Here is an 11,003-nt window from a genome sequence, read left to right on the forward strand (position 1 = left end):
TGTTTTCTTTTCCACCAGATCAAAAAATGAGGGAAACGAGGCATGAAGAGACAAAAACGTGATCGCCTGGAACGGGCACATCAACGTGGGTACCAGGCTGGCATCGCTGGCAAATCAAAAGAAATCTGTCCTTATCAGACCTTGAATCAAAGGTCTCACTGGCTAGGAGGCTGGCGAGAAGCCATGGAGGACAGGGCAGTAATCGCCTGATGCTGTCTCTTTAAAACAAAGAAGCCTCTGCATGCAGAGGCTTCGCCGTTCTTAAGTCAGAAGATGACTCAACGGATCAGAACGCAGAAGTGTCCTGGAACAGACCCACTTTCAGATCGGTTGCTTCATAAATCTTGTGGCCGTCAACCAGTACTTCGCCATCCGCAATACCCAGGATCAGACGACGGTTGATGACGCGTTTGAAGTGAATGCGGTAAGTCACTTTCTTCGCGGTTGGCAGGATTTGACCCGTGAATTTCACTTCGCCCACGCCCAGCGCGCGGCCTTTGCCTTCACCGCCAAGCCAGCCGAGATAGAAACCAACCAGTTGCCACATGGCATCCAGGCCGAGGCAGCCAGGCATTACCGGGTCGCCAATGAAATGGCAACCGAAGAACCACAGGTCTGGATTGATATCCAGCTCTGCTTCCACGTAGCCTTTATCAAAGTTACCGCCCGTTTCGGTCATCTTAATGACACGGTCCATCATCAGCATGTTGGCTGACGGCAGCTGCGGGCCTTTTTCGCCAAACAGTTCACCGCGACCGGAGGCAAGAAGGTCTTCTTTTGTATAGGATTCGCGTTTATCTACCATGTTTTCAGTAAGCCTTATTTTGAGTTCGCGACGCAGGATAGCTAACACGTGTACGCTGAACAAGTCCGATCAGTTTGACTGGAACCAACCCAGCCAGCGCAGTGGCCACGGACGATGCCGGGTATCCTGCTGATTTGCCTGAGCAATACGCTCCTGAATGGTTTGCAGAAGCGTGGTCTGTCCTTCTTCATCCCAGACCAATTGTGTTAACAATGGCAGGGCATCCGCCACATCATCAATCGCCCACAGAGAGAACTCTCCGGCTTCAACAGCCTGCTGCACATCCTGAGCAAGACTGAGATGACGCACGTTGGCAGAAGGGATAATGACCCCTTGCTTGCCCGTCAAACCGCGCTGCTGACAGATGGCGAAGAACCCTTCAATTTTTTCATTCAGGCCGCCCACGGGCTGAACACGGCCGAACTGGTCGACGGAACCCGTAATCGCCAGGCTTTGATTAATCGGCACACCGGAAAGGGCACTGATTAAGGCACAAAGCTCAGCCATGGACGCACTGTCCCCATCGACTTCGCTGTACGACTGCTCAAACGTCAGAGACGCTGAGAACGGAATCTGCTGCTCAAGCCCCAATTCAGCCATCAAAAAGGCCTGCATGATCATCATGCCTTTCGCATGGATGTTGCCGCCCAGCTCCGCTTTCCGCTCGATATCGGTGAACTCGCCGTCGCCAATGTGTACAACACAGCTAATACGCGATGGTTCACCAAATGCACGAGGGTGGCCGGGAAACTCCACCACGGACAGGGCATTTATCTGGCCAATCTGCTCGCCCTCGGTTTCAATGAGGATCTGCTCCAGCAGGATTTCATCCTGCATGCGCTCAGCAAGGTAACCTTCACGCCACTGGCGCTGATTGAGCATCGTGGCAAGTTGTTCTGCGATAAAGGCATCACCTTCACAGAAAGCTGCCGCTTCGCGCAGCTGGCGGCCAATCCACAACGGGCACAGAGGCAGAGTTTGCTGATCGCCGGTGTAGCGAGCACCTTCCTGAATGAGTAACGGCCAGGCATCTGTTGCCGGACCGGGAAGATTCAACCCGCGAGCGACATGCCATATCCACTGACACCAGCTTTTCAGTGCTTCTTCGTCGACAATTTGCAGGTTGTCTTCATATTCACTGTAGATGGCTTTTTCGCATAACTCCGGTTCCATCTCCTGAAAATCAGCAAGGGATTCTCGCTCCCCGACCAGCATCACTTTGAGCGATAACGGCATGGAAGGGATAGAGACAGGCAGAGGACGCGAGTCATCGAAGGTCAGCCAGTCGAAACGCTGCTGCGAAACGATGTTTTTCAGACGCATCCAGAGGAGAGGCTGTGAAAGCAACGTTCGCAGAGAAAGAATCAACACCCCACCGTTAGCCTGATGAACAAGGCCTGGTTGCAGCGAGATTTCGCCATTGAATTGACGCACGCAGCCGAACAGCTGTTCTGCTTCAACCCAGTCAGCCTGAATCACGGGCCCCTGGCTTGCAAAGTTATCCGTTTGGCTGGTGGCGGCTGTCTGGCTAACCTGAGCGCCATGAATCGTGTAGCGGACACCATGAAGCGCGTCAGGAACTTTCCGGAGCTCACGCGTAGCATTAGCCAGCAGCGCGAGGTATTCAGGCTCTTCAGGTGCCTTCACCAACAGATAATCGGAAATGGCTTGTGGGTAGAGGAACTGGTCCAGCGCATAATGCAGACGAGCCTGCAGTTCGCCGGGTAAGGAATCGGTTTCGGTTGCCAAATCTGGCTGGGTAAACAGCGTCTGATAAGCCTCGAGATCGGGGACAAGATCGCGCTGTGAAAGTTTAGTAATCGTCAAAGTCGCTGTTTTTTAGTCAGATGTAAAGCGGGTGATTATACCTCAAGGCGAGAGTGAGCACACGGGGATTAGCGGGCAACTTTCCGGAAGGGGTTAGCCTCACGCCGTGAGGGTGATTTCTTCTCAGCACATCAGCAAAAACCTGTTATCCTGAAATGAGTTACACGGTCACATTGGGATCGCGATGAAATATCAACAACTGGAAAACCTTGAAAGCGGCTGGAAATGGAAGTACCTGGTAAAAAAACACCGGGAAGGCGAGTTAATCACTCGCTACATTGAAACCAGCGCCGCGCAAGAAGCCGTAGAGATTCTGCTGACCTTCGAGAACAAACCCGTGCAGGTCAATGAGTGGATTGATCAGCACATGAATCCAGCGTTGTTCAACAGAATGAAGCAGACTATCCGTGCACGCCGCAAACGGCACTTCAATGCGGAACATCAGCATACTCGTAAGAAGTCTATTGATCTGGAGTTCATCGTCTGGCAACGGTTGGCAGGTTTGGCTCAACGAAGAGGGAAGACACTCTCAGAGACAGTCGTGCAACTGATTGAAGATGCGGAAAATAAAGAGAAATACGCGAGCAAAATGACCACGCTGAAGCAAGATTTGCAGGCTCTGCTGGGAAAAGAATGATAGTTTTGGTGAATTAAGCATAAAAAAAACCCCGCAATGCGGGGTTTTTTATTAGACGAGAACTTAAGCCTGTGGCTGAGTTACAACGTCTTTGATGCCTTTAACTTCGATCTCTACGCGACGATCTGGGCTCAGGCAGTCGATCAGTGCAGCGCGAGCTTTCACGTTGTCACAGGTGTTACCTGTCACTGGGTTAGATTCGCCCATACCACGTGGGGAGATCTTGTTAGCCGGGATACCTTTAGATACGAGGTAATCGACAACAGACTGAGCACGTTTCTCAGACAGTTTCTGGTTGTAGGCGTCAGAACCGATACGGTCGGTGAAGCCCAGAACAACTACGGAACCGTCTTTAGGATCCAGGTTGCTCAGCTGGGTGTACAGCTGATCCAGTGCCTGCTGACCTTCTGGTTTCAGCGTTGCTTTGTTGAAGTTGAACAGAACGTCAGACTTCAGAGTGAAGTGCTTGGTCTGTACTTCTGGAGCTGGAGCCGGAGCCGGAGCAACAACTGGAGCAACGTCGTTCTGACCGAAACGGTAAGAAACACCTAAGCTCAGCATGCCGTTGTCTGGACGTACGCCAACGGTACCAGCATCACCGATGTTGTTAACCCACTGGTATTCCAGACGGGTAGCGATGTCGCGGGTCATTGCCCACTCAACGCCGCCAGCGAATACTGGGGAAACACCAGTGTCGTGGTTGTCGCCCTGAGCTGGGTTGTTGTTGCTGGAGTCTGCACGCCATACCATGCCGCCCAGACGGGTGTAGATGTCCAGATCGTCAGTTACCGGGTAACCCAGTTTAGCAGTCAGCTGAACGCCCTGAGCTTTGAATGCGCCGTTCTGTACGGAGCCTTTGTAAGGCATACGACCCAGCCAGTCATAACCCATTTCGAAACCAACATACGGGTTTACCTGGTAACCACCGAAAGCACCAGCGCCAAGCTGGGATTCGTGGGTTGGGCCGTTGTTGTTCAGGGAGCTGTTATACCAACCGGTATCGTGGAACTGGGACCAACCCAGCTTACCACCTGCATACCAGGTGTTATCTTTCGGTGCGGCCTGCGCTACGGTAGCGAAGCCAGCCAGTGCCACTGCAATCGCGATAGATGTCTTTTTCATTTTTTGCGCCTCGTTATCATCCAAAAATCGCCATGAATATCCATGTAGAAGTTCACGGTTAAATCCTTCACCGGGGGCGGGACCTAATTCATAAGTACGCCATATCTGTGGCTTAAGCCGATCACCCCTGGCGATGTAAAGTCTACAACGTAGTTGGAAACTTACAAGTGTGAACTCCGTCAGGCATATGAAAAAAAAAGAGTTGTATACACAATATTTAACATTTATGTTGATTTTTTGTTCATGAAAAAATGCCGGAAACCGCACCAGACAAGCATCTTGCTAAAATTGACCCCGCAAATGAAAGGGCTATCGTTCGGGCAAAAAAAATACCAGGAAAACTCCTAAATTCACTTAATGATACAAATCAGAGTGAATTTTCAGGCCAGAAAACTGTCTCGATGGCTGAGAAGTGGTTCTTACTGGTCGCATAATGAACCCCATCGCGTTACCTTCTTCGGCCGCATTGGCCAGGCGAAGATGATCTTCTTCTGTTAATTCTTCTGATACCCAACCGATCACCACGCTATAGTTTCCGGTGCGCAGCGCACGAACCATGCTTTCGAGCGTTGAGCCTGGAGACATCTGACTGACCTGCATGAGTTTAGACAAAGGCAGACCGGATGCCTGCACCCATTGGCGACTTAATTTCTGCTGAGGCGTTAACCACAGCTGCCAGCGTTCCTGCTGACCCAATTGCTGCAAAAGCGGCAGTAACAGTAGCTGGGTCATCATTGGCTGATCTTCACGATACAGCACTTCGCTGATAAGCCCAGTGGAACTGTGCTGTTGCTGACGAACTGCGGCTGCAGAAGCCATTGCGTTGCGATTTGCATAACCTGAAGTGTACATAATGTGTCCCGCCCTGTGGGTTACTGTATGAATATACAGTATACCTGGTGAGCCTAAAGATCAACCTCATTTTCTGAAAGCGCCTCGCAAAAATGTACAGATCTTTTTGCGGACGCGAAGAACATCTTGCCCCTGCATATGAAGTTCCCTATGTTTCTCATTAACGGATCCGTTATAAAAATCACCTCTTTAACGCCATGATTACAGGAAATAATCATGAAAAATATGACTTATAAAAGGATCTATGATTCTGAAGAATGTTTGTCTTCTCTGGGGAGTATTCATCACCGGGCGTTGTTTGGAGGCTACAGCCTTTCCATCGACGATACGGTCTTTGCGATGGTGGCACACGGAGAACTTTACCTAAGGGTCTGTGAGCAAGAGATGGGCTATGAGGTCGCACCACAAAGGTTGCTGACCTTAACCAAGCGGGGGCGTCCAGTATCACTGAATTATTATCTGGTCGATGAAAGCCTGTGGCGCGATCAGCCTCTGCTGTTGCAGAAGTCGGCGCAATCCTTACAGGATGCCCGCAATGAGAAAACGCAGCGGGACAGCTCGCGGCGTATGAAGCAGCTGCCGAACATTACTTATCAGCTTGAAATGCTGCTGCATGAAGTCGGGATCCACGATCCTGAAATGCTGAAAGCGTTGGGTTCCGCTACCGTCTGGTATCGGCTGCGCTGCGTTCGTAAGGATTTAAGCATCAGTGTGCTGTTTGCTCTGGAAGGGGCCATTTTGGGGATGCATGCCGCCATCATTCCTGAAACCCGCCGACAGTATCTCCAGGTATGGGCGGAGATGCTGCTGGCGGGTAAAGGAAGCTACGACGAGTGAGGTGATACCTGTTGCTGGAGACGACAAATCTCTGGCAGCAGGTTAACCATTAGCCCTATCTGTTGAACCACCAACGAGGCTTTAGTCTCAGTCCCCGGGTCGAGATCGCGAATGCGCTGCATTAAGCCTGCTAATGCAGCCTGAACGCGTTGCTCATCCGTTGGACGTTGATGAAAAGCGTCATCAACATAACAGACGGCATCATCGAGCAGCGCCAGAATGTCCGCATTTGTGAGCTTTTCCCGATGAGCGCCCAACGCAGAGATATAGCTGGTCAGCGTATGGTTCAGGCACAGCAAGCGGAAGGCAGATTCACGCATTTCTTCGGTTGCTCTGGGCTCAGTCGACATATTAGAAACCACTGAAGCGAGCTCCGCATCACGATTATGCGCGTCGCGTCGCGCAACTCGATACGCCAGACGGTTATCCCGTCCCTGATGGTATTGCTCAAGAATCGCATCAAGATAGCGACAGTTCGCGTCCAGCGCCCGGCCAAGCACGATAGGCAGATTGCGGAACTTCCAGTCTGGCCAGATAAAACTCACCGCGGCCCAGGCGATTGCACAGCCAATGAGCGTATCAATAATGCGGGGCAGAGCGACCTCAAAGCCTTCACCCAGCAAATTGAAACACAACAATACCAGCAGGGTGATGAACATGGTGGCATGCGCGTACTGGACATTTCGGAAGGCGAAAAACAGCACTCCTGTCACCACAATCAGCAGCAATTGTCCTTCCACCGAAGGTACCAGCAGCAGAACCGGCAGCCCGATAGCGACCCCGATTAACGTGCCGATCACTCGCAATGCCAGGCGATGGCGTGTTGCGTTGTAGTTCGGTTGGCAAACAAACAGGCTGGTGAGCAATATCCAGTAACCGTGATTTAACCCGGTGAACTGGATAAACGCATAGCCCGCGCACAACACCAGCGACATGCGTACGGCATGGCGGAATAAGGCTGATTCGGGTGAAAAATTGCGACTCAACCTGAGCCAGACATCACTAAACCCATGCAGACGGTCGTCGGCGAGCTGGGTTTCCGATTCACTCTGCGGCAATGCCAACTGCTGTTCTGATTCGATGGTCGCCAGCTGAGCGTCGATGGCTCGCAGGTTATTGAGCAGGTAACCCAACGCTTTAACTTGTTCTTTATCACCGCCACTTGCAGCCACACGATCAAGTGCCGCATCAAGATGGGCAAAAGCTCTTTCGAAGCGAGGATCGTGCTGATAAGGCTTGCGAAGGAGAATCGAGCGGGAGAGCTGCTGACAGGCCTGGGATTGCATAGAAAGCAGGCGCTGGAAGCGGAACATGACGTCGCTGTAACGGAAGTTATCCCGTAACGGCTGGTATTGAACGTGAGATGAGCTGGCTCGCTCATGGATATCCTGCGCCACAAAATAATAATGCAGAGTACGCCTTGTCCCTCGTTGGCCGCGATCGCCACGCAAGCGAGTCAATAAGCTCGCTTTGGTCTGATTTAATGTGGCAACTAACTGACCATTAGCCATAGCCAGCTCGACAATCGGTTCCTGTGACTGGTCTTCAATATCGGGGTCGAACAGGCGGGATTTCAGCTCCAGATAATGGGCTAACTGGTCAAAACTACGCGCCAGATTGTCCTGTAAAGGACGGATGGGAAAGATCAGGTGCCCGGTAAGCGTGAGCAGGTTGTACCACACGGCGCCTGCCAGCAGCAGTAAAGGTTGCTGATACCAGTGCTCGTAAAGCGAAACCCCGAGCATCGTATAAATGGCTATCAGTAAAGCACCAAAAGCGATGGTCGCGTAACGCTGCCCAAGCCCGCCGAGTAAAATAAAGCCGCTGGTAGAGAGCGTCAGCCCTAACGCGAAGGCCCACGGCCACGGGAAGAGCAATTCAACCGAGGCCGATGCAGTAAAGAAGCAAACCAGGGTAATCACGAGATTACGCAGGCGGCCAGCCAGGCGGTCGTCCAGATCGGCAAGCGCTGCGGCGACCACGCCCAGCGTTAAAGGAATGGTCAGTTTGACCTCACCCAGCCACCATGGCACGGCGGTCGTTCCGCACAGGGCGATGAAGATCCTGACGTTATAAAGCCAGTTACTGTTCCATGTATAGCGTTGCAATAAGGGACTTAGCATACGGCAGTCAGTTCCCGTTACTGAAAGCGACGACGAGCATTGGCTTCACGCGCGGCACGGGCGGTTTCAACAGAAACAACGCGACGGCCCACCGGCCACAGCGCAATGGCCGCAATCTTGAAGTTGGCGATACCTACAGGGATGCCGATGATGGTAATACATTGGGCAATACCAGCGACGATGTGCGTCAGGCACAGCCACCAGCCAAATAACACAAACCACAGCACGTTAAGCAGTGTGCCTCCCGTGTTCATCAGCGCGCTTTTCTCATTCGGATTAAGTTCATCGACATGAATGGCTTCGTTACCAAACGGAAACAGCGAGAGACGGGTGATTTCCCAACAGGAGCGTGTTAAAGGCAGGGTGACGATCAGCACAACACTGACCACGGTTGCAAGGAGCCAGCCGAGGGTGGTGGCAAAACCGCCCAATACAAAATTCAGAATATTCAAAATGGTACGCATAAGACCTCTGTTCAGTCCTGTGAAAAAGAAGACCTGACGATTGTAACGTTTTTTTGCGCTGGAGCACCTGGTATCTGGCGGTTACACTGTCATGGATAAGTCTACATCCGGGATTTGGCAAGACATGGAACTAAAAGCAACCGCGCTCGGCAAGCGAATGGCGCAACATCCCTACGATCGGGTCGAACTTCTTAACGCTGGCGTGAAAGTCTCTGGCGATCGTCATGAATACCTGATCCCTTTTAATCAGCTGGCTGCCATTCACTGTAAGCGCGGGCTGGTCTGGGGCGAGCTAGAGTTCGTGCTTCCCGATGATAAAGTTGTGCGTTTGCACGGCACGGAATGGGCTGATACCCAGCGTTTCCATCATCATCTGCAAACCCGCTGGCAGCAGTGGAGCGACGAAATGAGCGCCATTGCGGCAGGCGTGTTGCAGCAGCAACTGGCCGTGATTTCTGACCACAGTGCGGAAGGCAAGTGGCTCACACGTGAAGCCGTCGCCCAGTTAAAACAAAAAATTCTCACTTCCCTCGAAGCCTTGCCGGTTCCGGTAAGTCGCCTTGAAGGTTTCGATAATTGCCGTGAGCTCTGGGCGCAATGTCAGGCGTGGTTGAAAGATCTCAGCGCCACCCGGTTGAAGCACAACCAGGCCTATACCAAAGCGATGCTTGCCCACTATTCCGGTTTTTTTGAACACATTGAATCGTCACCGCTTAATAGCGCTCAGGCACGAGCGGTGGTGAACGGTGAACGTTCGTTACTGGTTTTGGCCGGTGCGGGAAGCGGGAAAACGTCCGTGCTGGTGGCACGCGCAGGGTGGCTGCTCACCCGAGGTGAAGCGGCTCCCGACCAAATCTTGCTGCTGGCATTTGGCCGAAAAGCGGCGCAAGAGATGGATGATCGCATCCGCGAACGCCTCAATACGGAAGCGATTAGCGCCAAAACGTTCCATGCTCTGGCTCTGCACATCATTCAGCAGGGCAGTAAAAAAGTCCCCGTTATCACTAAACTGGAGAACGATACTCAGGCTCGTCAAAAGCTGCTGACCCAATGCTGGCAACAGCAATGCCAGGAGAAAAAAGCGCAGGCCAAAGGCTGGCGGCAGTGGCTTGAAGAAGAAATGGCCTGGGACGTACCGGAAGAGGATTACTGGCACGACCCGAAAATTGTTCGGCGCATCGGCGCTCGTCTTGACCGCTGGGTCAGCCTGATGCGGATGCACGGCGGCTCGCAGGCAGAGATGATCGAAAGCGCCCCGGAAGAGATACGAGATCTCTTCGGTAAGCGCGTAAAACTTATGGCTCCGTTGTTAAAAGCATGGAAAACGGCTCTGAAAGAGGAGGGCGCGGTTGATTTCTCAGGCCTTATTCATCAGGCCATTAACGTCCTGGAGAAAGGCCGTTTTGTCAGCCCCTGGAAGCATATTCTGGTGGACGAGTTTCAGGACATCTCCCCGCAGCGAGCGGCACTTCTTGCAGCCCTGCGCAAGCAAAACTCGCAAACCACGCTGTTTGCTGTGGGGGATGACTGGCAGGCTATCTATCGGTTCAGTGGTGCACAGCTCTCATTAACCACGGCCTTTGAACACTATTTTGGTGAAGGCGACAGCTGTGCCCTGGACACCACTTACCGCTTCAACAGCAGAATTGGCGAGATTGCTAACCGCTTTATTCAGCAAAACCCGCATCAGCTCGCCAAGCCGCTAAACAGCCTTTCTGTGGGTGATAAAAAAGCCGTGACCCTGCTGCCTGACGATCAACTGGATGCGCTTCTCGATAAATTAAGCGGCTTTGTGAAACCGGAACAGCGGATCCTGATCATGGCTCGTTATCATCATCTCAAACCCGTTGCGCTGGAGAAGGCCGCAACCCGCTGGCCGAAATTGCAGATCGACTTTATGACCATTCACGCGAGCAAAGGGCAGCAGGCCGATTTTGCGATCGTGCTCGGTTTACAGGAAGGGCTGGATGAGTTTCCGGCTCCAGCGCGAGAATCCATCATGGAGCAGGCGTTATTGCCTCAGCCGGAAGACTTCCAGGACGCAGAAGAAAGGCGTTTGCTGTATGTGGCGATGACCCGAGCGCGGGAACGGGTCTGGCTACTGTTCAACAAACAGCAACCGTCGGTGTTCGTCGATATTCTGAAACACCTGGATGTCCCGGTGGCTCGTAAACCTTAAGAAAATCCCCTCAGCAGAGTAACACCGTTCACTTAAGATGCTTTGAGTGAACGGGATACTGGGTTTTTGAGATACGAACGGTCCTTTCTTTGGGCCGTTTTCTTTTCTCAGGCAGGATAAATTGTTTCACGTTTTCCCGCATTCTTCTCAGTTTTGC

10 protein-coding genes are annotated in these 11,003 nt (G+C 52.3%); 4 read left to right on the forward strand and 6 right to left on the reverse strand.

The features are described from left to right. The first annotated feature begins 42 nt into the window (after positions 1–42). A complete protein-coding gene (gene rmf / locus ACRCWW_RS20965; RefSeq protein WP_054179110.1) occupies positions 43–210 on the forward strand; it encodes a ribosome modulation factor in 168 nt (55 codons plus the stop codon). 76 nt (positions 211–286) lie between these two features. Here rmf and fabA read toward each other — a convergent pair whose 3' ends face one another. Both fabA and ACRCWW_RS20975 read right to left on the reverse strand, forming a co-directional pair. Beyond that, entirely contained in the window at positions 287–805 is a 519-nt protein-coding gene (gene fabA, locus ACRCWW_RS20970; RefSeq protein WP_097163606.1) for a bifunctional 3-hydroxydecanoyl-ACP dehydratase/trans-2-decenoyl-ACP isomerase, read from the reverse strand. Between the two features lie 69 nt (positions 806–874). After that, entirely contained in the window at positions 875–2,632 is a 1,758-nt protein-coding gene (locus tag ACRCWW_RS20975) for an AAA family ATPase (protein WP_438684130.1), read from the reverse strand. 184 nt (positions 2,633–2,816) lie between these two features. Between ACRCWW_RS20975 and matP the strand changes: the two genes are divergently transcribed. After that, positions 2,817–3,269, forward strand: a complete 453-nt coding sequence (gene matP / locus ACRCWW_RS20980) for a macrodomain Ter protein MatP (RefSeq protein ID WP_438684131.1) — start codon at positions 2,817–2,819, stop codon at positions 3,267–3,269. A gap of 63 nt (positions 3,270–3,332) precedes the next feature. Here matP and ompA read toward each other — a convergent pair whose 3' ends face one another. Together ompA and sulA are read right to left on the reverse strand one after the other, a co-directional pair. Continuing rightward, positions 3,333–4,391, reverse strand: coding sequence for a porin OmpA (gene ompA, locus ACRCWW_RS20985; RefSeq protein WP_438684132.1), 1,059 nt, complete (start codon positions 4,389–4,391; stop codon positions 3,333–3,335). A gap of 354 nt (positions 4,392–4,745) precedes the next feature. Further along, entirely contained in the window at positions 4,746–5,243 is a 498-nt protein-coding gene (gene sulA, locus ACRCWW_RS20990) for an SOS-induced cell division inhibitor SulA (protein WP_438684133.1), read from the reverse strand. A gap of 216 nt (positions 5,244–5,459) precedes the next feature. Here sulA and ACRCWW_RS20995 point away from each other — a divergent pair, with 216 nt between their 5' ends. Further along, entirely contained in the window at positions 5,460–6,080 is a 621-nt protein-coding gene (locus tag ACRCWW_RS20995; protein ID WP_438684134.1) for a TfoX/Sxy family DNA transformation protein, read from the forward strand. On the opposite strand, the gene yccS is transcribed toward ACRCWW_RS20995, so the two are convergent. Both yccS and ACRCWW_RS21005 read right to left on the reverse strand, forming a co-directional pair. Continuing rightward, on the reverse strand, positions 6,068–8,203 hold the full coding sequence (gene yccS / locus ACRCWW_RS21000) for a YccS family putative transporter (RefSeq protein ID WP_438684135.1): 2,136 nt from the start codon (positions 8,201–8,203) through the stop codon (positions 6,068–6,070). The two genes, ACRCWW_RS20995 and yccS, sit on opposite strands and share 13 nt — an antisense overlap. Positions 8,204–8,220: 17 nt before the next feature. Continuing rightward, on the reverse strand, positions 8,221–8,667 hold the full coding sequence (locus ACRCWW_RS21005; RefSeq protein WP_438684136.1) for a YccF domain-containing protein: 447 nt from the start codon (positions 8,665–8,667) through the stop codon (positions 8,221–8,223). A gap of 124 nt (positions 8,668–8,791) precedes the next feature. Here ACRCWW_RS21005 and helD point away from each other — a divergent pair, with 124 nt between their 5' ends. Continuing rightward, positions 8,792–10,846 (forward strand): DNA helicase IV, encoded by a 2,055-nt coding sequence (gene helD, locus ACRCWW_RS21010; protein ID WP_438684137.1) that lies wholly within the window; start codon positions 8,792–8,794, stop codon positions 10,844–10,846. The last annotated feature ends 157 nt before the right edge of the window (positions 10,847–11,003 follow it).

Source organism: Scandinavium sp. (assembly GCF_051650185.1).
In the GTDB taxonomy this organism is placed as follows: domain Bacteria; phylum Pseudomonadota; class Gammaproteobacteria; order Enterobacterales; family Enterobacteriaceae; genus Scandinavium.

Excerpts from the sequence above, each read along its gene's own strand:
- yccS (WP_438684135.1), bottom strand. The coding sequence starts at position 8,203 with ATGCTAAGTCCCTTATTGCAACGCTATACATGGAACAGTAACTGGCTT.
- ACRCWW_RS20995 (WP_438684134.1), top strand. The coding sequence starts at position 5,460 with ATGAAAAATATGACTTATAAAAGGATCTATGATTCTGAAGAATGTTTG.
- matP (WP_438684131.1), top strand. The coding sequence starts at position 2,817 with ATGAAATATCAACAACTGGAAAACCTTGAAAGCGGCTGGAAATGGAAG.
- helD (WP_438684137.1), top strand. The coding sequence starts at position 8,792 with ATGGAACTAAAAGCAACCGCGCTCGGCAAGCGAATGGCGCAACATCCC.
- rmf (WP_054179110.1), top strand. The coding sequence starts at position 43 with ATGAAGAGACAAAAACGTGATCGCCTGGAACGGGCACATCAACGTGGG.
- ompA (WP_438684132.1), bottom strand. The coding sequence starts at position 4,391 with ATGAAAAAGACATCTATCGCGATTGCAGTGGCACTGGCTGGCTTCGCT.
- sulA (WP_438684133.1), bottom strand. The coding sequence starts at position 5,243 with ATGTACACTTCAGGTTATGCAAATCGCAACGCAATGGCTTCTGCAGCC.
- fabA (WP_097163606.1), bottom strand. The coding sequence starts at position 805 with ATGGTAGATAAACGCGAATCCTATACAAAAGAAGACCTTCTTGCCTCC.
- ACRCWW_RS21005 (WP_438684136.1), bottom strand. The coding sequence starts at position 8,667 with ATGCGTACCATTTTGAATATTCTGAATTTTGTATTGGGCGGTTTTGCC.